Below are 20880 nucleotides of genomic sequence, written 5' to 3'. Positions count from 1 at the left end.
GCCGGCATCGCTGCACCTCACGCGATGGTCTGGATGATGCCGCCCTCAGCACGCAATGCAGCGCCGTTGGTGACGGAGGCTTCCCTGGAGCTGACGTACACCACCATGTTGGCAATCTCTTCGACACTGGCGAAACGCTCGACCAGCGACGTCGGCCGGTGCTGCTTGACGAAGCGCGCAGCCGCTTCCTCGACCGACTGGCCATTCTGCTTTGCCAGATCCGCAACGAAGGTCTCGACACCCTCCGACATGGTCGGTCCGGGCAACACCGAATTGACCGTCACGGCGGTGCCGCGGGTCAGTTCTGCGAGGCCGCGGGCTACCGCGAGCTGCGCGGTCTTGGTCATGCCGTAATGGATCATCTCCTTTGGAATATTCAGCGCGGATTCCGACGAGATGAAAACGATACGGCCCCAATTGCGCTTCAGCATGCCAGGCATATAAGCGCGCGACAGCCGCACGCCCGACATGACATTGACCTCGTAGAAGCGGCTCCAGTCCTCGTCGGGGATATCGAAGAAGCCCTTGGGTTCGAAGATCCCGGCATTGTTGATCAGGATGTCGACGCTCGGCAGCGCCTCAAGCAGCGCGTCGCAACCCGCTGCGGTCGAGACGTCCGCGGCCACACCGCTGACCTTGGCGCCGGGCACCGACTTGGTGATTGCGGCGACCGCACCATCGACCTTGCCCTGCGCCCGGCCATTGATCACGACCGTCGCGCCCGACGCGGCCAGTCCCCTGGCGATGGCGTGCCCGATGCCGGCGGTCGAGCCCGTGACCAGCGCGGTTTTTCCCGAGAGATCGATGTTCATTGGATATTTCTCCATCATTGATGACGAAGATATCGGAAGCAGCGGACACAGCCGCAATTGCACTCTTCAGTTCGTGATCCCTTTTTGGGATGGCCTCCTCGCTTCGCCGTAGAAGACCTCTCGAGTTGGTCGGTAAGGGGTCGAGCGCCGCTCATTCGGGGATGCTCCGGCGACGCCAACATTCCGATTACCGTTCGAACCATTCTGTCGGCAAAGCGAACGCGCGCTCCGACCAGGCAACAAAGGCCGCGCCCGGAGGCGCCGCTCGGGAAAGCCGAAGTGACGATGGCATTCGGCGACGGCCACATCCAGCAATGGCCGGTGCCGCAGACAGCGGTCGCCGCTGCGCGAGGGTTCTGGCCGCGATCACCTGAACAACCATTCATCAAATTAAAATCTGCCGCCACACCGTTCCGGCGCCTGCCCCCAATGCAACGAAACTCACTCGAATGTGTTTATTCGGCGTCTAATTTACGCAAAGGAGTGTTCGATGAGGAAAGCACCTTTGGTTCTGGCAGTTGCGGCCACCCTCGGCCTGACGGCGGTTGCGGCGCCGTCACCCGCGGAAGCGCACTGGCGCGGCGGCGGATTTTTCCCGGCTGTGGCCGGCGGACTTCTGGCGGGAGCGTTGATCGGCGGCATTGCGTCCAACGCCTACGCCTATGGCCCGGGTTACGGATATTATGGGCCGCGCTATTACGGCTACGCTCCGGCCTATTACGGCGGCTATGCGCCAGCCTATTACGGCGGATATGGATACTATGGCGAGCCCTATGTGCCCGTAGTCCGCTATCGCCGCGTGGTGCGCCCGGCCTTCGCCTTTTATCCGAGGCCCCGGTATTATCATCGCCACTGGCATGGCTGGTGAGTAGGGCGAAACCGGCGTCGGACGTCGCATGACGTTCGTCGCTTTCGGCAAATAAAAAAGCGGCGCCCGAAGCGCCGCTTTGAAGTCGTTTTTGAAACAGGTAGCCGGTAAGGCTTATGCCGCCTCGGCGGACTTTTCCTGCACCGGGCCGGAGTCCTTGCCTTTGGCATCGACGTCGCGGTCGACGAACTCGATCACGGCCATCGGGGCGTTGTCGCCGTAGCGAAAGCCGGCCTTGATGATGCGGGTGTAGCCACCCTGGCGGTCTTTGTAACGCGACGCCAGCACGTCGAACAGCTTCCTGACCTGATCCTTGTCGCGCATTTCAGAGATCGCCTGGCGGCGCATCGCCAGACCGCCCTTCTTGCCGAGCGTGACCAGCTTCTCGACGATCGGGCGCAGTTCCTTCGCCTTCGGCAGCGTGGTGACGATCTGCTCGTGCTTGATCAGCGCCGCGCACATGTTGGCGAACATCGCTTTGCGATGCTCGGCGGTGCGGTTGAGCTTCCGATGAACCTTGCCGTGACGCATGTTGAATTCCTCAATACTTATTCTGTCGCGACGGTTCGTCGGACTTGTTGCTCAGGTGGGCCGCCTGCGTTCGCCCAAAAAGCAATGGCCGCGCTTTCGCCCGGCCATCGCGGTCATTGCTAAATCAATAATGGTCTTCGAAGCGCTTGGCGAGCTCGTCGATATTCTCCGGCGGCCAGCCCGGCACTTCCATGCCGAGATGCAGACCCATCTGGGCCAGCACTTCCTTGATCTCGTTGAGCGACTTGCGGCCGAAGTTCGGGGTACGGAGCATTTCCGCTTCCGACTTCTGCACGAGGTCGCCGATGTAGACGATGTTGTCGTTCTTCAGGCAGTTTGCCGAACGCACCGACAATTCCAGTTCGTCGACCTTCTTGAGGAACGCCGGGTTGAACGCGAGATCGGGGATGATCTCCTGCGTCACTTCCTTGCGCGGCTCTTCGAAGTTCACGAACACGTTGAGCTGATCCTGCAGGATGCGCGCGGCATAGGCCACCGAGTCTTCCGGCGTGATCGCACCATTGGTCTCGATCGTCATGGTCAGCTTGTCGTAGTCGAGGATCTGGCCCTCGCGGGTATTCTCGACCTTGTAGGAAACCTTGCGGACCGGAGAGAACAGGCTGTCGACCGGGATCAGGCCGATCGGCGCGTCCTCGGGACGGTTACGCTCGGCGGCAACGTAGCCCTTGCCGGAAGCGACCGTGAACTCCATGCGGATTTCCGCGCCCTCGTCCAGGGTGCAGATCTGCAGGTCGGGATTGAGCACCACGACATCGCCGACGGTCTGAATGTCGCCGGCGGTGACGACGCCCGGGCCCTGCTTCTTCACGACCATGCGCTTGGGGCCTTCGCCCTGCATCTTGATCGAGATGTCCTTGATGTTGAGCACGATGTCGGTGACGTCCTCGCGAACGCCCGCGATCGAGGAGAACTCGTGCAGCACGCCGTCGATGTGCACCGACTGCACCGCTGCACCCTGCAGCGAGGACAGCAGGATGCGGCGCAGCGCGTTACCCAGCGTCTGGCCGAAGCCGCGCTCGAGCGGTTCTGCCACAACGGTCGCAAACCGGGCCGCATCGGAGCCCGGCGTTACCTGCAGCTTGTTCGGTCGAATAAGTTCTTGCCAATTTTTCTGGATCGTCACTGTGTCACCCATGTGTCAGTCCTTTGGGCCAGTCGTGCCCGCAACTGACGTTGGAGATCGCGGATCAGCCCGCGGCTGTCGAAATTCCAAGGCAATCGCGGCGGATAAATCCGACCACGACCAAAAATCAAACCCGCCGACGCTTGCGCGGACGGCAACCATTGTGCGGGATCGTCGTCACGTCGCGAATCGATGTGACGGTGAAGCCCGCCGCCTGCAGCGCGCGAAGCGCCGACTCACGGCCCGAACCGGGGCCTGCAACTTCCACTTCCAGCGTGCGCATGCCGTGTTCCTGCGCCTTCTTGGAAACGTCTTCGGCCGCGACCTGCGCAGCATAGGGGGTCGACTTGCGCGAGCCCTTGAATCCCATCGTGCCGGCCGACGACCAGGCAATGGTATTGCCCTGCGCGTCGGTGATGGTGATGGTCGTGTTGTTGAACGACGAATTCACGTGCGCGATGCCGGAGGCGATGTTCTTGCGTTCGCGACGGCGTACGCGGGTGGCTTCCTTGCCCATTCCAAAACCTTTCCTGTGATCTCAAACGCCGCCGTAGTGCCAGCGGCTACACCTAAGAGGCGAGTAGTGAATGCGAATAGCGCATGGTAGGGATTGCCCTACTCGCTATTCGCTACTCCCAATTCACCGAATTATTTCTTCTTGCCGGCAATCGACTTGGCCGGGCCCTTGCGCGTGCGCGCATTGGTGTGGGTACGCTGACCACGCACCGGCAGGCCGCGGCGATGACGCAGGCCGCGATAGCAGCCGAGGTCCATCAGACGCTTGATGTTGATGCCGACTTCACGGCGAAGATCGCCCTCGACCAGATAGTCGCGGTCGATGACTTCGCGGATCTGAAGAACTTCCTGGTCGCTGAGCTGGCTGACGCGGCGCTCTACCGGGATCTTCACCTTCTCGATGATCTCGGCCGCGTTCTTCTGGCCGATGCCATGGATGTACTGGAGCGCGATCAAGACGCGCTTGTTGGTCGGGATATTCACGCCGGCAATACGGGCCACGGACTTCTCTCCTGTCGCCGATCCCTCGCGGACCGGCACTATGTTCTTGCTAACTCGGGCAGGTGTTCACAAACGCGAACACGACGCCCGTCCCCTCAGATTCTTTTGGGGCCCGGCATCGTCTGAAACTATCCGACTTGGATGCGGGCTTATTAAAGGATTCAACTCGGTTTCGTCAACCGTCTCTATCGTTTAGCTCGCTTTTTCGTGACCTTTTTCACGGCCTTCCTGGTCGTCTTTTTGGCGGCCTTTTTGCCCGCTTTCCTGGCGGTCTGCCTGGTCGTTTTCTTCGCGGCCTTCTTGGTTGCCTTTTTGGCTTTTTTTGCCACTTTGGCGGCCTTTGGAGCGGTTTTGACGGCTTTCTTGGCTGTTTTGGCCTTTTTGCCCGCCGGCTTGGCGGTCTTGCTGGCGCCAGCCTTGGCCTGTTTTGCCGGTGCCGCCGCCTTTGCCGTCGCTTTGGGTTCCACCGCGCCGATTGCGGACAGGATCCGGTTAATTTCCCGCGTGACGTGCTCGATGGTCATCATGCCATCGACCGTGAGCAGCTTGCGCCGCTCTGAATAATAGTGAATCAGCGGCTCGGTCTGGGTCCGGTAGTTCGCCAGCCGCTTCGACAGCACCTCGGGGGTGTCGTCGATTCGCACTTCCTCGCCTCGCGCCCGCATCTCGGCGACGCGATTCTCGACGCGGTCGAGCAGCGCACTCTCGTTGACGCGCAGCTCGATCACGGCGTCGAGCTTGATATGCTTCTTCTTCAACAGTTCATCGAGCGCGGCGGCCTGCGGCACCGTGCGCGGAAAGCCGTCGAGGATGAACCCGTTCTTCATGTCGGGCTGGTCGAGGCGGTCGGAGATGATGCCGATGACGATTTCGTCCGGCACCAGCGCGCCGCTCGCCATGACGTCCTTGGCCTGCAGGCCGATCGGCGTCTGGGCGGCCACCGCAGCGCGCAGCATTTCGCCGGTCGAGAGCTGGATGAGGTCGTGCTTCTGAACCAGCCGCTGCGCCTGGGTCCCCTTGCCCGCACCAGGCGGCCCCAGAAGGATCAATCTCATGACAATTCGCCCCCCGGCTTGGTGAGCGAATGACGCACACCCGTGACTGTGATTTCAGACCGCGACATTACCACCTAGCGGCGGCGGCCCTTGAGCTTGGATTTCCGGATCAGCCCTTCATACTGATGGGCGAGCAGATAGCCCTGCACCTGCGCCACCGTATCCATCGTCACGCTGACGACGATCAGAAGCGAGGTTCCGCCAAAGTAGAACGGCACCGCGGCGTAGGAGATCAGGATTTCGGGAATCAGGCAGACGATGGCGAGATAGATCGCGCCCAATACCGTGACGCGCGACAGCACGTAGTCGATATATTCGGCGGTGCGCTCGCCCGGACGGATGCCGGGGATGAAGCCGCCGTGCTTCTTCAGATTGTCGGCGGTCTCGGTCGGGTTGAACACGATCGCGGTGTAGAAGAACGCGAAGAACACGATCAGCCCGAGATAACAGAACAGGAACAACGGACGGCCGTGGCTGAGCTGGGTGTTGAGCCACTGGAACCATTCCGGACCCGAGCCCGCGTTGAAGTTCGCCACCGTGGTCGGCAGCAATAGCAGCGACGAGGCGAAGATCGGCGGGATCACGCCGGAGGTGTTGAGCTTTAGCGGCAGATGCGAGGACTGGCCCTCGAACATCTTGTTGCCGACCTGGCGCTTCGGATACTGGATCAGGAGCCGCCGCTGCGCGCGTTCCATGAACACGATGAAGGCGATCACGACGACCGCCATCACGATCACGACCAGGATCAGGGCGGTCGACAGCGCGCCCTGACGGCCGAGTTCGAGCATGTTGGCAAGCGCCGACGGCAGCTCGGCGACAATGCCGGCCAGGATGATCAGCGAAATACCGTTGCCGATGCCGCGTGAGGTGATCTGCTCGCCAAGCCACATCAGGAACATGGTGCCGCCGGTCAGCGTGATCGCGGTGGAGATCAGGAAGAACGGACCGGGCTCGCTGACGACGTTGCCGGCACCCTGCAGGCCGACCGCGATGCCGTAGGACTGGAACGCGGCGAGGATCACCGTGAGATAGCGGGTATACTGGTTCAGCGTCTTGCGGCCGGCCTCGCCTTCCTTCTTCAGCGCCTCGAGCTGCGGCGAAACCGTCGTCAGAAGCTGGATGATGATGGAGGCCGAGATATACGGCATGATGTTCAGTGCGAAGATCGCCATGCGGTTGATGCCGCCGCCGGCGAACATGTTGAACATGCCGAGAATGCCGCCGGCCTGGGACTTGAACACCTGCTCCCAGGCCGCCGGGTCGATGCCGGGCAGCGGGATATAGGTGCCGAGCCGATAAACAAGCAGCGCACCCAGTGTGAACCAGATGCGCTTCTTCAGTTCGTCGGCTTTACCGAGCGCAGAGAAATTGAGGTTTGCCGCAAGTTGTTCTGCTGCTGAGACCATGTCTAGGCTTTCTCCCGCCGTCCCTCACGCCTCGAGCCCCGAGCGGGGCTATCGGCAGACGCCGGACATTATTTGGTGCTCGGCTTCGATAAGTCCATCGTTCTATTGGCGGATTGCCCGCGCCCTGGCGGGCAATGACGCAGATGTTACGCCGCCTCGCCTTCTTCCTTCTTCGGGGCCAGCACCTTCACCGTGCCGCCGGCCTTTTCGACCGCCGCGATCGCGGGCTTCGAGGCGCCGTGCGCCTCGATGGTGAGCTTGGCCTTGATTTCGCCGCGGCCGAGCAGCCGCAGGCCATCCTTGGCGCGGCGCAGCACGCCGGCCTTCACCAGCGATTCAGCGGTGATGGTCTCGTTGGCATCGACCAGCTTGGCATCGATCGCGTCCTGCAGACGGTCGAGGTTGATCTCGGCGAAATCGAGCTTGAAGATGTTGGTGAAGCCACGCTTCGGCAGGCGCCGATGCAGCGGCATCTGGCCGCCCTCGAAGCCCTTGATGCGCACGCCCGAACGCGCGGTCTGACCCTTGCCGCCGCGGCCCGCCGTCTTGCCTTTGCCTGAACCGATGCCACGGCCGACGCGCATGCGCTTCTTGCGCGAGCCGGCGTTGTCGGCGATATCGCTGAGCTTCATCGCGAAATTCCCTTATCTTGGAGCATGATCTTGACCGAAAACCGGTCCCCGCTTTTCGGGATCATGCTCCTCCTTGCCTACTCGCCGACGACGCGGACGAGATGTTGAACTTTGGCGATCATGCCGCGAATCGCAGGGGTGTCCTGCAGCTCGGTAACCCGGCCGATCTTGTTGAGCTTGAGGCCGATCAGCGTCGCACGCTGCGAGTGGTGGCGGCGGATTGCGCTGCCGGTCTGCTCGACCTTGATCATCTTTGCGGCCTTGGCCATCGTATCAACTCCGAATAGCGCGCGAAGACGCGCCTGATTGTTTATTCAGCCACCACTTCGGCATCGCCACCGACGCGGCGCGACTGCAGCGTGGACACCTTGATGTTGCGGCGTGCCGCCACCGAACGCGGCGAATCCTGATGCTTCAGCGCGTCGAAGGTTGCGCGAACCATGTTGTAGGGATTCGACGAGCCGATCGACTTCGCCACCACGTCCTGGATGCCGAGCGTTTCGAACACCGCGCGCATCGGACCGCCCGCGATGATGCCGGTACCGGCGGGAGCTGCGCGCAGATAGACGCGGCCTGCGCCGTGACGGCCGGCGATATCGTGATGCAGCGTGCGGCCTTCGCGCAGCGCAACGCGCGTCAGATTACGCTTCGCCGATTCCGTCGCCTTGCGGATCGCCTCGGGGACTTCGCGCGCCTTGCCGTGACCGAAACCGACCCGGCCCTTCTGGTCGCCGATCACGACCAGCGCCGCAAAGCCGAAGCGCTTGCCGCCCTTGACGACCTTCGCCACACGATTGATGTGGACGAGCTTGTCGACGAATTCACTGTCGCGCTCTTCCCGGCCGCCCCTGTGGCCGCCACCGCGCTCGCGTTCACCTGCCATGGTGTTTTCCAATCTCTTAGAGGCGAAAGCCCCTGTCCGTTCAAAACCAGTTGTTAGAAGCTCAATCCGCTTTCGCGTGCCGCATCCGCGAGCGCCTTGACGCGCCCGTGATAGAGATATTGGCCGCGATCGAACACCACTTCCGTGACGCCCTTCTGCACGGCGCGTTCCGCCAGCAGCTTGCCGACAGCCTTGGCCGCATCGATGTCGGCGCCCGTGTTGCCGCTCTCGCGCATCGTCTTCTCCAGCGACGACGCCGAAGCCAGCGTCTCGCCCTTCAGGTCGTCGATGACCTGGGCGTAGATGTGCTTCGACGAGCGGAACACCGACAGACGCGGACGTCCGTTGGCGGAGCGGCGCAGTGAATTTCTCACACGCTGCTTGCGCCGGGCATTTGTAACTTTCAGTGACATGACCGGCTCCGTTACTTCTTCTTGCCTTCCTTGCGGAAGATGAATTCGTTGGCGTACTTCACGCCCTTGCCCTTGTAGGGCTCCGGCGGACGATAGGAGCGGATCTCGGCCGCAACCTGACCGACGCGCTGGGAATCGTTGCCCGTGATCGTGATCTCGGTCGGCTTCGGCACCGCGATGGTGATGCCTTCCGGGATCGCATAAACGACATCATGGCTGTAGCCGAGCGCGAGCTGCAGGTTCTTGCCCTGCAGTGCTGCGCGATAACCGACGCCGGTGATCTCGAGCTTCTTCTCGAAACCCTTGGTGACGCCCTCGACCAGGTTTGCGACCTGGGCGCGCGCGGTGCCGTACATGGCCTGCGCCCGGTTGGTTTCGAGCTTCGGCGCGACCTTGACCGCGCCATCCTCGAACTTCACCTCGACGTCGTCATGCACGACGAACTGAAGCTGGCCCTTCGGCCCCTTCATCTTGACGGTCTGCCCTTCGACGGTCGCCGTCACACCGGACGGGATCGGCACGGGGCGTTTGCCAACACGTGACATGGCTTAAATCCTTCCTCAGAACACCGTGAAGAGAACTTCACCGCCCACGTTCGCGTCACGCGCTTCGTGGTCAGCCATGATTCCCTTCGGTGTCGACAAAACCGAAATACCGAGACCGTTGTTCACGCGCGGCAGGTTCTTCACCGAGGCGTAAACCCGGCGGCCGGGCTTCGACACCCGCTCGATTTCGCGAATGACCGGCTCGCCGTCGAAATACTTCAGTTCGATCTCGAGCTCGCTGCGGCCGGACGAATGCTCGACGCTGGCATAGCCGCGGATGTATCCCTCGGACTTCAGCACTTCGAGCACGTTGGCGCGCATCTTCGAGCCCGGGGTCGAAACCTTGGACTTCGAGCGCATCTGCGCGTTGCGGATACGGGTGATGAGATCGCTGATCGGATCGTGCGTTGACATCTGACGACCCTCCTTACCAGCTCGACTTCACGAGCCCGGGAACCAGGCCCTTGGAGCCGAGTTCACGCAGCGCGATACGGCTGAGCTTGTTCTTGCGATAGACCGAGCGCGGACGACCGGTCAGCTCGCAACGGTTGCGGATGCGCGTCGCCGACGAGTTGCGCGGCATCTCGGCAAGCTTCAGCGTCGCGGCGAAGCGCTCTTCCATCGGCTTGGTCTTGTCGGCGATGATCGCCTTCAGCTTCGCGCGCTGGGGAGCGGCGTTCTTCGTCATCCGCTTGCGCCGGTTGTTCTTCTCGATCGAACTCTTCTTTGCCATGCTTGGCTCCTGGGTTTCCGCGTTTGAGAGGCTTTTAACTGCGTCTCACTGCCGGAACGGGAAATTGAAAGCGGTCAACAAGGCACGCGCCTCGTCGTCGGTCCGCGCCGTGGTGCAAACCGTGATGTCCATGCCCAATGTTTCCCCGGCCTTGTCGAAGTCGATTTCGGGGAAAATGATGTGCTCCTTGAGGCCGAGCGAATAGTTGCCGCGGCCGTCGAAGCTCTTGGCGTTGAGGCCGCGGAAGTCGCGCACGCGCGGCAGCGCCACGTTCACCAGGCGATCGATGAACTCGTACATCTTGGTCTTGCGCAGCGTGACCTTGCAGCCGATCGGCTGGTTTTCACGCAGCTTGAAGGTCGCGATGGCGACGCGCGAATAGGTCACGATCGCCTTCTGGCCCGCGATCAGCGACAAATCGGCCGCCGCCGTCTCGGCCTTTTTGCGGTCGTTGACGGCCTCGCCGACGCCCATGTTGAGGACGACCTTGTCGAGACGCGGCACCTGCATGACGTTGGCATAGCCGAACTGTTCGGTCAGCTTGCTGCGGATGCTCTGGTCGTACTCCGCGCGCAGGCGCGGCACGTAAGCGGTATCAGCCATCGATCTCTGCTCCCGAGCTCTTGGCAATGCGTACCTTCTTGCCATCGGCCTGAATCTTGAAACCCACGCGGGTCGGCTTTCCGTCCTTGCCGAGATAGGCGATGTTGGACAGGTGGATCGGCGCCTCCTTGGAGATGATGCCGCCTTCCTGCGCCTGGGTCTGCTTCTGGTGACGCTTCACCATGTTGACGCCACGCACCAACGCCTTGTTCTCGTCGGGGCGGACCTCGAATACTTCGCCGGTGCGGCCCTTGTCGCGGCCGTTCAGCACGATGACCTTGTCGCCCTTGCGGATCTTGGCAGCCATCACAGCACCTCCGGCGCAAGTGAAATGATCTTCATGTGGTTCCTGGCGCGCAGTTCGCGCGGCACCGGCCCGAAGATACGGGTGCCGACCGGCTCCGACTGATTGTTGATCAGCACGGCGGCGTTGCGGTCGAAGCGGATGACCGAGCCGTCGGCGCGGCGAATGTCCTTGCGGACCCGCACCACGACAGCCTTCATCACGTCGCCCTTCTTCACCTTGCCGCGCGGAATCGCTTCCTTGATCGACACAACGATAACATCGCCCACGGTGGCATAGCGGCGCTTGGAGCCCCCAAGCACCTTGATGCACATGACACGGCGTGCGCCTGAATTATCGGCCACGTCGAGGTTGGTCTGCATCTGAATCATTGATGCACCTCGTCCTCTTTCTGATGCGCTGAAACGCGCTTAAAATTTCCCAAAACCAGTCCGGCGAAACCAGACTTGCTTCAGGCCGTTTTCTTCTGTTCGCCCCGGACAACCGTCCAGCGCTTCAACTTCGAGATCGGCTTGCTCTCCTCGATCCACACCATGTCGCCCGGCTTGAACTCGTTGTTCTCGTCGTGCGCGTGGTAGTTTTTCGAGCGGCGGATCGTCTTCTTGTAGATCGGGTGGGTGAATCGGCGGTCGACGCGCACCACGATCGTCTTGGCTTGCTTGTCGCTCACGACCACGCCCTGAAGGGTTCGTTTCGGCATATCCGGCCTCTTACTTCTTCTTCGCGCGCGCTTGCGCGGCGATGGTCTTGATGCGGGCGATATCGCGGCGGGCTTCACGCAGCCGCGTGGTGTTCTCCAGCTGCCCGGTGGCGCGCTGGAAACGCAGGTTGAAACGCTCTTTCTTCAGGTTGAGGACCGCGTCCTCCCTCTGATCTTCGCTCATCGCGCGAATGTCGGCGGTTTTCATCTCGGCCATGACGTTACTCCGCAATGCGCGCGACGAAGCGCGTCTTGATCGGCAGCTTGGCGGCGGCGAGCGAGAGCGCTTCCTTTGCGGTCTGCACCGTGACGCCGTCGATCTCGAATATCACGCGGCCTGGCTTGACCCGGGCCACCCACAATTCCGGGGTACCCTTGCCCGAGCCCATGCGGACTTCGGCGGGCTTCTTCGACACCGGCAGGTCCGGAAATATGCGGATCCAGACGCGGCCGGCGCGCTTCATGTGACGGGTCAGCGCGCGGCGCGCGGCTTCGATCTGACGGGCGGTGATGCGCTCTGGCGCCATCGCCTTCAGGCCGAACTGTCCGAACGACAACGTCGCGCCCGAAGTCGCAACGCCGTGGATACGGCCCTTATGCGCCTTCCGGAACTTCGTTTTCTTTGGTTGCATCATGGCTTACGCCCTCAAACCTTCTCTAATGTCTCAAGCAGCGTCGCGACGCGGACGGGTAGTGTCGCCTTCGGCCATCTTCTTGTCCTGGGCCATCGGATCGTGCTCGAGGATCTCGCCCTTGAAGATCCAGACCTTGACGCCGCAGGTACCGAATGTGGTGAACGCAGTTGCCACGCCGTAATCGACGTCGGCGCGCAGCGTGTGCAAGGGCACGCGACCTTCGCGATACCATTCCATGCGCGCGATTTCGGCGCCGCCGAGACGGCCCGAGCAGTTGATACGAATGCCTTCGGCGCCAAGACGCATCGCCGACTGCACCGCGCGCTTCATGGCGCGGCGAAATGCGACGCGGCGCTCGAGCTGCTGCGCGATCGATTCGGCGACCAGGGTGGCGTCGAGTTCGGGCTTGCGGATTTCGACGATGTTGATGACGACGTCGGAAGCCGTGATGTCGGCAACCCGCTTGCGCAGCTTGTCGATGTCGGCGCCCTTCTTGCCGATCACGACGCCGGGACGCGCCGAATGGATCGTGACGCGGCACTTCTTGTGCGGACGCTCGATCACGATGCGGGCAACGGCGGCCTGCTTGAGTTCCTTGTGCAGGATCTCACGGATCTGGACGTCCTCGTGCAGCAACTTGCCGTACTCGTTCTTGCCGGCGAACCAACGGGAATCCCACGTACGGTTGATGCCGAGACGCAGTCCGATTGGATTGATTTTTTGACCCATCGTCTTCTCCCGCGCCCTTAAGCGCCAGCCTCGGCCTCGACCTGACGAACCACGATGGTCAGGTGCGAGAACGGTTTGTAGATACGACCCGAACGGCCACGGCCGCGCGGCGAAAAGCGCTTCATCACGATGCCGTTGCCGACATGGGCCTCGGCGACGACCAGATCGTCGACCTCGAGGTCGTGGTTGTTCTCGGCATTGGCGATCGCCGATTCCAGGCACTTCTTGACGTCGACCGCGATCCGCTTGCGCGAGAACTGCAGGTCGGCCAGTGCCGCAGATGCCTTCCGGCCGCGGATCAGCTGCGCGACAAGATTAAGCTTCTGCGGGCTCACGCGCAGCATCCGGGCCACAGCCTTGGCCTCGTTATCCGCGAGCACTCGTTCGCGCTTTGGTTTGCTCATCGCTTATTCCTCAAGCCTTCTTGGCTTTCTTGTCGCCAGAATGGCCATGGAAGGTACGGGTCGGCGAGAACTCGCCGAACTTGTGGCCCACCATTTCCTCGTTGACCGATACCGGCACATGCTTCTGGCCGTTGTAGACACCGAAGACCAGGCCGACGAACTGCGGCAGGATGGTCGAGCGGCGGCTCCAGATCTTGATGACGTCGTGACGGCCGGACGCGCGCGCGGCATCTGCTTTCTTGAGCAGAGAACCCTCGACGAACGGGCCTTTCCAGACTGAACGAACCATGTCCGGCGTTCCTTACTTCTTCCGCTTGTGGCGGCTTAGGAGGATGAATCTGTTGGTCGACTTATTCGAACGGGTCTTCTTGCCCTTGGTCGGCTTGCCCCACGGGGTCACCGGGTGGCGGCCGCCCGAGGTGCGGCCTTCGCCGCCGCCGTGCGGATGGTCGATCGGGTTCATGACGACGCCGCGGTTATGCGGACGCCAGCCCAGCCAGCGGGTACGGCCGGCCTTGCCGATCGAGATGTTCATGTGGTCGGGGTTGGAGACCGCACCGATGGTGCCGCGGCAACGGCCGTGCACCAGGCGCTGCTCGCCCGAGTTCAGACGCAGAATGACGTAGTCCTGGTCGCGGCCGACGATCTGCGCGTAGGTCCCGGCGGAACGTGCGATCTGGCCGCCCTTGCCGATCTTCATCTCGATGTTGTGGACGATGGTGCCGACCGGCATGTTGCCGAGCGGCATGACATTGCCGGGCTTCACGTCGACGTAGTTGCCGGCAACCACGGTCTCGCCGACGGCAAGCCGCTGCGGCGCCAGGATGTAGGCCTGCTCGCCGTCCGCATACTTGATCAGCGCGATGAACGCGGTGCGGTTCGGATCGTATTCCAGGCGCTCGACGGTCGCCGATACGTCGACCTTGTCGCGCTTGAAGTCGACCATCCGGTAGGCCTTCTTGTGGCCACCGCCACGAAAGCGCACCGTGATACGGCCGGTGTTGTTGCGGCCGCCGTTGCTGTGCTTGCCTTCGGTCAACGCCTTGACCGGCTTGCCCTTGTACAGCGCCGAACGGTCGACCATCACCAGCTGGCGCTGGCCTGGCGTCGTCGGATTGTATGTTTTCAATGCCATCGTCGTAACGCCTTATAGTCCGGTGGTGACGTCGATGCGGTGGCCCTCTTCGAGGGTCACGATCGCCCGCTTCACATCCGACTGCGAACCGAAATTGCCGCGGAACACCTTGGTTTTTCCCTTGCGGACCAGCGTGTTCACGCTCTTCACCTTGACGTCGAACAGCTTCTCGACGGCTTCCTTGATTTGCGGCTTGGTCGCCTTGCTGGCGACCTTGAACACAACCTTGTTGTGCTCGGACGCCACCGTCGCCTTTTCGGTCACCACCGGGGCAACGATCACGTCGTAATGGCGCGGATCGATATTCTTCATTTGAAGCGCGCCTCCAACGCATCCACTGCCGACTTGGTCAACACCAGCTTGTGACGGCGCAGAATGTCATAAACGTTGATGCCCTGGATCGGCAGCACGTCGATGTTCGGAATGTTCCGCGCCGCGGTCGCGAAACCGACGTTCACCTCGGCGCCGTCGATGATCAGTGCATTGGTCAGGCCGAGACCCGAGAAATGTCCGACCAACGCCTTGGTCTTGGCGGCCTCGAGCGTCGCCGATTCGATCACGATCAAACCGCCGTCCTTGGCCTTGGCGGAGAGCGCATGGCGAAGCGCCAGCGCGCGCACCTTCTTCGGCAAGGCGAAGGCGTGCGAGCGCACCACCGGGCCGAACGCACGGCCGCCGCCGCGGAACTGCGGAACGCGGGCCGAACCGTGACGAGCACCGCCGGTGCCCTTCTGCTTGTACATCTTCTTGCCGGTGCGCCAGACCTCGGCGCGGCCCTGCGTCTTGTGGGTGCCGGCCTGACGCTTGGCGAGCTGCCAGTTGACGCAGCGCTGGATGATATCCTTGCGCGGCTCCAGGCCGAAAATCTCGTCGGACAGCTGGACCGAACCGGCTTCCTTGCCCTCAAGGGTCGTGACTTTCAGTTCCATCTCACGCGCCCTCCTGCTCGGCCGGCGCTGCAGCCTGCTCGGCGCCGCCCACAACCCTGAACTTGCCGGGCTTCGGAGCCTCCTTCGGCAACGGCTTCTTCACCGCATCACGCACCGAGATCCATCCGCCCTTGGAGCCGGGAACGGCGCCCTCGACGAGGATCAGGCCGCGCTCGACGTCGGTCTGTACGACGCGCAGGTTGAGCGTGGTGATGCGATCGACGCCCATGTGACCGGGCATCTTCTTGTTCTTGAAGGTCTTGCCGGGATCCTGACGTCCGCCGGTCGAACCGATCGAACGATGCGAAACCGACACACCGTGGGTGGCGCGAAGACCGCCGAAGTTCCAGCGCTTCATGCCGCCGGCAAAACCCTTACCGACCGAGGTGCCGGTGACGTCGACGAACTGGCCGACCACGAAATGGTCCGCCTGAATCTCGGCGCCAACCGGGATCAGCGCGTCTTCCGACACGCGGAACTCGGTGACCTTCCGCTTGGGCTCGACCTTGGACACCGCAAACTGGCCGCGCTCTGCCTTGGGCAGATAGACGGTCTTGCGGGTACCGGAACCGAGCTGCAGCGCAACGTAACCGTTCTTCTCGGTCGTGCGGTGGCCCAGAACCTGGCAATTGCCCAGCTTCAGCACGGTCACAGGGATATGTTCACCGGTCTCCGTAAAGACCCGCGTCATCCCGACCTTTTGTGCGATCACTCCGGAGCGCATCGGCGTGCTTCCTGTTCTTTCTGTCCGCTAAGTTCGGACGATCTAAAAAAATCTAGAGCTTGATCTCGACGTCGACACCGGCGGCCAGGTCGAGCTTCATCAAAGCATCGACGGTCTGCGGGGTCGGGTCGACAATGTCGAGCAGGCGCTTGTGGGTGCGCATCTCGAATTGTTCACGGCTCTTCTTGTCGACGTGCGGCGAACGGTTGACGGTGAACTTCTCGATGCGGGTGGGCAGCGGAATCGGTCCGCGAACCTGAGCACCGGTACGTTTCGCCGTGTTCACGATCTCGCGGGTCGACGTATCGAGAATTCGATGGTCGAACGCCTTGAGACGGATGCGAATATTTTGGCCGTTCATTGCCGCTGTCTTTCTTTGTCGTCGTATTTGCGAATGGTGGCTAGCGAGTAACGAATGACTTCATTCGCTACTCGCCATGTTCCTGTTCGCTTACTCGATGATGGCGGAGACGACACCCGAGCCGACGGTGCGGCCACCTTCGCGGATCGCGAAGCGGAGCTTCTCTTCCATCGCGATCGGCACGATCAGGTGCACTTCCATCGCGATGTTGTCGCCCGGCATCACCATTTCGGTGCCTTCGGGCAGATGTACGACGCCGGTCACGTCGGTGGTGCGGAAGTAGAACTGCGGCCGGTAGTTGGTGAAGAACGGGGTGTGACGACCGCCCTCCTCCTTGGTCAGGATGTAAGCCTCAGCCTTGAACTTGGTGTGCGGCTTGACCGAACCCGGCTTGCACAGCACCTGGCCACGCTCGACTTCCTCGCGCTTGGTACCGCGCAGCAGCGCACCGATGTTGTCGCCGGCCTGGCCCTGATCGAGCAGCTTGCGGAACATTTCAACGCCGGTGACGATGGTCTTCTGGGTATCGCGGAGACCGACGATTTCGATTTCCTCGCCGACCTTGACGATGCCGCGTTCGACACGACCGGTCACCACGGTGCCGCGGCCCGAGATCGAGAACACGTCTTCGACCGGCATCAGGAACGGCTGGTCGATCGGCCGCGCCGGCTGCGGAATGCTTTCGTCGACGGCCTTCATCAGTTCGACGATCGCATCGTGGCCGAGCTTCTTGTCCTTGTCTTCGAGGGCGGCGAGAGCCGAACCCTTGATGATCGGGATGGTGTCGCCCGGGAAGTCGTACTTAGACAGCAGTTCGCGGACTTCCATCTCGACCAGTTCGAGCAATTCCGGATCGTCGACCATGTCGCACTTGTTCAGGAACACGACGAGCGCGGGAACGCCGACCTGACGGGCGAGCAGGATGTGTTCGCGGGTCTGCGGCATCGGGCCGTCGGCGGCCGACACCACCAGGATGCCGCCGTCCATCTGCGCCGCACCGGTGATCATGTTCTTGACGTAGTCGGCGTGGCCCGGACAATCGACGTGGGCGTAATGCCGGTTCGCGGTCTCGTATTCCACGTGAGCGGTCGAGATCGTGATGCCGCGCGCCTTTTCTTCGGGCGCCTTGTCGATCTGGTCGTACGCCGTGAACGTCGCACCGCCGGTTTCAGCCAACACCTTGGTGATCGCTGCGGTCAGCGAAGTCTTACCATGGTCGACGTGACCGATGGTTCCGATATTGCAGTGCGGTTTGTTACGTTCAAACTTTGCTTTGGCCATTTGACTCTCCGTTTAATCGTTGACTGTCGCCAACGACAATCAGGCAAACTTCTTCTGGACTTCTGCCGACACGTTCGCGGGCGCTTCCGCGTAGTGATCGAATTGCATCGTAAAGGTCGCGCGACCCTGGCTCATCGAGCGCAGGTTATTCACGTACCCGAACATGTTCATGAGCGGCACCATCGCATTGATGACGTTGGCGTTGCCGCGCATGTCTTGACCCTGGATCTGGCCGCGCCGCGAGTTCAGGTCGCCGATGACCGATCCGGTATAGTCTTCCGGGGTCACCACTTCGACCTTCATGATCGGCTCGAGCAGGACGGACTTGCCCTTCTGCAGCGCTTCGCGGAACGCCGCGCGCGATGCGATTTCGAAGGCCAGTGCCGACGAGTCGACGTCGTGATACTTGCCGTCGACCAGCTGCACCTTGACGTCCACCACCGGGAAGCCGGCAACGACGCCCGAACCCATCACGCTGTTGAGGCCCTTTTCGACGCCGGGGATGTATTCCTTCGGCACCGCGCCGCCGACGACCTTGGACTCGAACTCGTAGCCCTTGCCGGGCTCGTTCGGCTCAACGATGATCGACACTTCGGCGAACTGACCGGTACCACCGGTCTGCTTCTTGTGCGTGTACTTGACCTCGGCGCGCTTGGTGACGCGCTCGCGGAACGCCACCTGCGGCGCGCCGATGTTGGCATCGACCTTGTAGGTGCGGCGCAGGATGTCGACCTTGATGTCGAGATGGAGTTCGCCCATGCCCTTGAGGATGGTCTGGCCGGACTCCTGGTCGGTCGACACCCGGAATGACGGATCTTCCGCAGCGAGCTTCGCAAGCGCCACGCCGAGCTTTTCCTGGTCAGCCTTCGACTTCGGCTCGATCGCGATTTCGATCACCGGCTCCGGGAATTCCATCTTCTCCAGGATCACCGCCTTGTCGGGGTCGCACAGCGTGTCACCGGTGCGCGCTTCCTTCAGGCCTGCCAATGCAACGATGTCGCCGGCATAGGCTTCCTTGATGTCTTCGCGGTTGTTGGCATGCATCAGCAGCATGCGGCCGATACGCTCCTTGCGGTCGCGCGTCGAATTGATGACGCCGGTGCCCGACAGCAGCGTGCCGGAATAGATGCGGCAGAAGGTGATGGTGCCGACGAACGGGTCGTCCATGATCTTGAATGCGAGCAGAGCCAGCGGCTCCTTGTCGTTCGGCAGGCGAACAACTTCGTTGCCGTCTTCATCGAGGCCCTTGATGGCGGGCACGTCGACCGGCGACGGCAGATAATCCACGACCGCGTCGAGCAGCGGCTGCACGCCCTTGTTCTTGAACGCCGAGCCGCACAGCACCGGGAAGAACGCGCCAGTCAGCACGGCCTTGCGGATCATGCGCTTCAACGTCGCCTCATCGGGCTCCTTGCCGTCGAGGTAGGCAGCAAGAACCTCATCGTCGAGTTCGACGGCGGCTTCCAGCAACTTCTCGCGGTATTCCTTGGCCTTCTCGACCATATCGGCGGGAATATCGATATCGACGAACTTGGCGTCGAGCTTTTCTTCTTCCCAGATCACGCCCTTCATGCGGACGAGATCAACCAGGCCCTTGAAGTTGTTCTCGGAGCCGATCGGAAGCTGGATCGCAATCGGCTTTGCGCCGAGACGATCGACAATATCCTGCATGCACTTGTAGAAGTCGGCGCCGGTCTTATCCATCTTGTTGGCGAAGACGATGCGCGGAACCTTGTACTTGTCGCCCTGACGCCAGACGGTCTCGGTCTGCGGCTCAACGCCCTGGTTGGAATCGAGCACGCATACCGCGCCGTCGAGCACGCGCAGCGAACGCTCGACTTCGATGGTGAAGTCGACGTGGCCGGGAGTGTCGATGATGTTGAGGCGCTTGCCTTCCCAGAACGCGGTGGTCGCAGCCGAGGTAATCGTGATGCCCCGCTCCTGCTCCTGCTCCATCCAGTCCATCGTCGCGGCACCTTCGTGCACTTCGCCGATCTTGTGGCTCTTGCCGGTATAATAAAGGATGCGCTCGGTGGTCGTGGTCTTGCCGGCATCGATATGCGCCATGATACCGAAGTTGCGGTAGTTTTCTATGGCATGAACGCGGGGCATGGGGTGTTCCTTAAAATCCGTTGTTTCGCCGTTACCAGCGATAGTGCGAGAAGGCGCGGTTGGCTTCAGCCATCCGGTGCACGTCTTCACGCTTCTTGACGGCGTTCCCCCGGTTATTCGACGCGTCGAGCAGCTCGGCCGAGAGTCGCTCCGTCATTGTCTTTTCGTTGCGATCGCGCGCTGCGGTAATGATCCAGCGAATTCCCAGCGCCTGACGGCGCACCGAACGCACTTCGACCGGCACCTGGTAGGTGGCGCCGCCGACGCGGCGCGAGCGCACTTCGATGGTCGGCATGACGTTTTCCAGCGCCTGCTCGAACACCGGCAGCGGACCCTGCTTGGTCTTGGTCTCGATCATGGCGAGCGCGCCATAGACGATGCTTTCGGCGGCAGACTTCTTGCCGTCGTACATGATCGAATTCATGAACTTCGTAATGATGACGTTCCCGAACTTCGGATCCGGGTTCACTTCACGCTTTTCAGCAGAATGGCGACGAGACATCGATTCTGTTCCCGATTATTTCGGACGCTTCGCGCCGTACTTCGAACGACGCTGCTTACGGTTCTTGACGCCCTGGGTATCGAGGACGCCGCGGAGAATGTGGTAGCGCACGCCGGGCAAATCCTTGACGCGGCCGCCGCGGATCATGACCACCGAGTGTTCCTGAAGGTTATGGCCTTCACCCGGAATGTAGCCGATCACTTCGAAGCCGTTGGTCAGACGCACCTTTGCGACTTTACGAAGCGCCGAGTTCGGCTTCTTCGGGGTCGTGGTGTAGACGCGCGTGCAAACGCCGCGCTTCTGCGGCGACTGTTGCAGCGCCGGCACCTTCTTGCGCGACTTCTGCACCGTACGCGGTTTTGCGATCAGCTGGTTGATCGTCGGCATGTCAGCCTTCACCCTTTAGTTCGCGCGAAGCCGAA

The 20880-nt window shown here is 61.8% G+C and carries 33 protein-coding genes; 1 reads left to right on the top strand and 32 read right to left on the bottom strand.

Annotation, left to right across the window (positions count from 1 at the left end; all coding sequences use genetic code 11):
- Positions 1–17: 17 nt before the first annotated feature.
- Positions 18–812: an SDR family NAD(P)-dependent oxidoreductase gene (locus ACSQ84_RS12185; protein ID WP_436211888.1), complete on the bottom strand. Its 795-nt coding sequence runs from the start codon at positions 810–812 to the stop codon at positions 18–20.
- A 490-nt stretch (positions 813–1302) separates the two neighbouring features.
- Here ACSQ84_RS12185 and ACSQ84_RS12180 point away from each other — a divergent pair, with 490 nt between their 5' ends.
- Entirely contained in the window at positions 1303–1680 is a 378-nt protein-coding gene (locus tag ACSQ84_RS12180; RefSeq protein ID WP_436211887.1) for a hypothetical protein, read from the top strand.
- Positions 1681–1794: 114 nt separating this feature from the next.
- On the opposite strand, the gene rplQ is transcribed toward ACSQ84_RS12180, so the two are convergent.
- From rplQ to rpsL, 31 genes are all read right to left on the bottom strand, one after another.
- The gene (gene rplQ, locus ACSQ84_RS12175; RefSeq protein ID WP_192733846.1) at positions 1795–2211 is read right to left on the bottom strand and encodes a 50S ribosomal protein L17; all 417 of its coding nucleotides are present in this window, start codon (positions 2209–2211) and stop codon (positions 1795–1797) included.
- Positions 2212–2335: 124 nt separating this feature from the next.
- Entirely contained in the window at positions 2336–3367 is a 1032-nt protein-coding gene (locus ACSQ84_RS12170) for a DNA-directed RNA polymerase subunit alpha (RefSeq protein ID WP_436211886.1), read from the bottom strand.
- 115 nt (positions 3368–3482) lie between these two features.
- The gene (gene rpsK / locus ACSQ84_RS12165) at positions 3483–3872 is read right to left on the bottom strand and encodes a 30S ribosomal protein S11 (RefSeq protein ID WP_006021048.1); all 390 of its coding nucleotides are present in this window, start codon (positions 3870–3872) and stop codon (positions 3483–3485) included.
- A gap of 131 nt (positions 3873–4003) precedes the next feature.
- Positions 4004–4372, bottom strand: coding sequence for a 30S ribosomal protein S13 (gene rpsM, locus ACSQ84_RS12160; RefSeq protein ID WP_211998091.1), 369 nt, complete (start codon positions 4370–4372; stop codon positions 4004–4006).
- Positions 4373–4557: 185 nt separating this feature from the next.
- Positions 4558–5427, bottom strand: coding sequence for an adenylate kinase (locus ACSQ84_RS12155; protein ID WP_436211885.1), 870 nt, complete (start codon positions 5425–5427; stop codon positions 4558–4560).
- 74 nt (positions 5428–5501) lie between these two features.
- Complete coding sequence (secY, locus tag ACSQ84_RS12150) at positions 5502–6833, bottom strand: preprotein translocase subunit SecY (RefSeq protein WP_436211884.1); 1332 nt, start codon at positions 6831–6833, stop codon at positions 5502–5504.
- A 146-nt stretch (positions 6834–6979) separates the two neighbouring features.
- Entirely contained in the window at positions 6980–7465 is a 486-nt protein-coding gene (gene rplO, locus ACSQ84_RS12145) for a 50S ribosomal protein L15 (protein ID WP_436211883.1), read from the bottom strand.
- 77 nt (positions 7466–7542) lie between these two features.
- Entirely contained in the window at positions 7543–7734 is a 192-nt protein-coding gene (gene rpmD / locus ACSQ84_RS12140; protein ID WP_436211882.1) for a 50S ribosomal protein L30, read from the bottom strand.
- 41 nt (positions 7735–7775) lie between these two features.
- Positions 7776–8348 carry a 30S ribosomal protein S5 gene (gene rpsE, locus ACSQ84_RS12135; RefSeq protein ID WP_079570998.1) on the bottom strand — a complete coding sequence of 191 codons (573 nt, stop codon included), beginning with the start codon at positions 8346–8348 and terminating at the stop codon, positions 7776–7778.
- Between the two features lie 53 nt (positions 8349–8401).
- Positions 8402–8761 carry a 50S ribosomal protein L18 gene (rplR, locus tag ACSQ84_RS12130; protein WP_436211881.1) on the bottom strand — a complete coding sequence of 120 codons (360 nt, stop codon included), beginning with the start codon at positions 8759–8761 and terminating at the stop codon, positions 8402–8404.
- Positions 8762–8772: 11 nt separating this feature from the next.
- Positions 8773–9306 (bottom strand): 50S ribosomal protein L6, encoded by a 534-nt coding sequence (gene rplF, locus ACSQ84_RS12125; protein ID WP_436211880.1) that lies wholly within the window; start codon positions 9304–9306, stop codon positions 8773–8775.
- Between the two features lie 15 nt (positions 9307–9321).
- The gene (rpsH, locus tag ACSQ84_RS12120; protein WP_436211879.1) at positions 9322–9720 is read right to left on the bottom strand and encodes a 30S ribosomal protein S8; all 399 of its coding nucleotides are present in this window, start codon (positions 9718–9720) and stop codon (positions 9322–9324) included.
- A 13-nt stretch (positions 9721–9733) separates the two neighbouring features.
- Positions 9734–10039 (bottom strand): 30S ribosomal protein S14, encoded by a 306-nt coding sequence (rpsN, locus tag ACSQ84_RS12115; protein ID WP_192733858.1) that lies wholly within the window; start codon positions 10037–10039, stop codon positions 9734–9736.
- A gap of 45 nt (positions 10040–10084) precedes the next feature.
- Positions 10085–10642 (bottom strand): 50S ribosomal protein L5, encoded by a 558-nt coding sequence (gene rplE, locus ACSQ84_RS12110; RefSeq protein WP_436211878.1) that lies wholly within the window; start codon positions 10640–10642, stop codon positions 10085–10087.
- Entirely contained in the window at positions 10635–10949 is a 315-nt protein-coding gene (gene rplX, locus ACSQ84_RS12105) for a 50S ribosomal protein L24 (RefSeq protein WP_436211877.1), read from the bottom strand. Before rplX ends, rplE begins: the two co-directional genes overlap by 8 nt.
- Positions 10949–11317 carry a 50S ribosomal protein L14 gene (gene rplN / locus ACSQ84_RS12100; RefSeq protein ID WP_436211876.1) on the bottom strand — a complete coding sequence of 123 codons (369 nt, stop codon included), beginning with the start codon at positions 11315–11317 and terminating at the stop codon, positions 10949–10951. The genes rplX and rplN overlap by 1 nt, the downstream gene beginning before the upstream one ends.
- 80 nt (positions 11318–11397) lie before the next feature.
- On the bottom strand, positions 11398–11646 hold the full coding sequence (rpsQ, locus tag ACSQ84_RS12095) for a 30S ribosomal protein S17 (RefSeq protein ID WP_192733861.1): 249 nt from the start codon (positions 11644–11646) through the stop codon (positions 11398–11400).
- Between the two features lie 10 nt (positions 11647–11656).
- On the bottom strand, positions 11657–11863 hold the full coding sequence (rpmC, locus tag ACSQ84_RS12090) for a 50S ribosomal protein L29 (protein ID WP_209843878.1): 207 nt from the start codon (positions 11861–11863) through the stop codon (positions 11657–11659).
- 4 nt (positions 11864–11867) lie between these two features.
- Positions 11868–12281: a 50S ribosomal protein L16 gene (gene rplP / locus ACSQ84_RS12085; RefSeq protein ID WP_027536812.1), complete on the bottom strand. Its 414-nt coding sequence runs from the start codon at positions 12279–12281 to the stop codon at positions 11868–11870.
- A 30-nt stretch (positions 12282–12311) separates the two neighbouring features.
- On the bottom strand, positions 12312–13010 hold the full coding sequence (gene rpsC / locus ACSQ84_RS12080; protein ID WP_436211875.1) for a 30S ribosomal protein S3: 699 nt from the start codon (positions 13008–13010) through the stop codon (positions 12312–12314).
- A 17-nt stretch (positions 13011–13027) separates the two neighbouring features.
- The gene (gene rplV, locus ACSQ84_RS12075) at positions 13028–13414 is read right to left on the bottom strand and encodes a 50S ribosomal protein L22 (RefSeq protein ID WP_192733864.1); all 387 of its coding nucleotides are present in this window, start codon (positions 13412–13414) and stop codon (positions 13028–13030) included.
- A gap of 10 nt (positions 13415–13424) precedes the next feature.
- Complete coding sequence (gene rpsS / locus ACSQ84_RS12070; RefSeq protein ID WP_027536815.1) at positions 13425–13703, bottom strand: 30S ribosomal protein S19; 279 nt, start codon at positions 13701–13703, stop codon at positions 13425–13427.
- A gap of 12 nt (positions 13704–13715) precedes the next feature.
- The gene (rplB, locus tag ACSQ84_RS12065; RefSeq protein WP_436211874.1) at positions 13716–14549 is read right to left on the bottom strand and encodes a 50S ribosomal protein L2; all 834 of its coding nucleotides are present in this window, start codon (positions 14547–14549) and stop codon (positions 13716–13718) included.
- 12 nt (positions 14550–14561) lie between these two features.
- Positions 14562–14861 (bottom strand): 50S ribosomal protein L23, encoded by a 300-nt coding sequence (locus ACSQ84_RS12060; protein ID WP_192733866.1) that lies wholly within the window; start codon positions 14859–14861, stop codon positions 14562–14564.
- Positions 14858–15478 (bottom strand): 50S ribosomal protein L4, encoded by a 621-nt coding sequence (gene rplD / locus ACSQ84_RS12055; RefSeq protein WP_436211873.1) that lies wholly within the window; start codon positions 15476–15478, stop codon positions 14858–14860. The genes ACSQ84_RS12060 and rplD overlap by 4 nt, the downstream gene beginning before the upstream one ends.
- A 1-nt stretch (position 15479) precedes the next feature.
- Positions 15480–16202: a 50S ribosomal protein L3 gene (gene rplC / locus ACSQ84_RS12050; protein ID WP_192733868.1), complete on the bottom strand. Its 723-nt coding sequence runs from the start codon at positions 16200–16202 to the stop codon at positions 15480–15482.
- Between the two features lie 52 nt (positions 16203–16254).
- On the bottom strand, positions 16255–16563 hold the full coding sequence (gene rpsJ / locus ACSQ84_RS12045; protein ID WP_002712302.1) for a 30S ribosomal protein S10: 309 nt from the start codon (positions 16561–16563) through the stop codon (positions 16255–16257).
- A gap of 90 nt (positions 16564–16653) precedes the next feature.
- Positions 16654–17844, bottom strand: a complete 1191-nt coding sequence (gene tuf / locus ACSQ84_RS12040; RefSeq protein ID WP_436211872.1) for an elongation factor Tu — start codon at positions 17842–17844, stop codon at positions 16654–16656.
- A 39-nt stretch (positions 17845–17883) separates the two neighbouring features.
- Positions 17884–19956: an elongation factor G gene (fusA, locus tag ACSQ84_RS12035; RefSeq protein ID WP_436211871.1), complete on the bottom strand. Its 2073-nt coding sequence runs from the start codon at positions 19954–19956 to the stop codon at positions 17884–17886.
- Between the two features lie 31 nt (positions 19957–19987).
- Positions 19988–20458 carry a 30S ribosomal protein S7 gene (gene rpsG, locus ACSQ84_RS12030; protein WP_108518073.1) on the bottom strand — a complete coding sequence of 157 codons (471 nt, stop codon included), beginning with the start codon at positions 20456–20458 and terminating at the stop codon, positions 19988–19990.
- Positions 20459–20473: 15 nt separating this feature from the next.
- Positions 20474–20845 carry a 30S ribosomal protein S12 gene (gene rpsL, locus ACSQ84_RS12025; RefSeq protein WP_057849132.1) on the bottom strand — a complete coding sequence of 124 codons (372 nt, stop codon included), beginning with the start codon at positions 20843–20845 and terminating at the stop codon, positions 20474–20476.
- Positions 20846–20880 lie beyond the last annotated feature (35 nt).

The organism is Bradyrhizobium sp. LjRoot220, from assembly GCF_964252915.1.
In the GTDB taxonomy this organism is placed as follows: Bacteria; Pseudomonadota; Alphaproteobacteria; order Rhizobiales; family Xanthobacteraceae; genus Bradyrhizobium.
The sequence above is the reverse complement of the archived record's forward strand: the minus strand, read 5'-3'. Positions and strand labels throughout refer to the sequence as shown.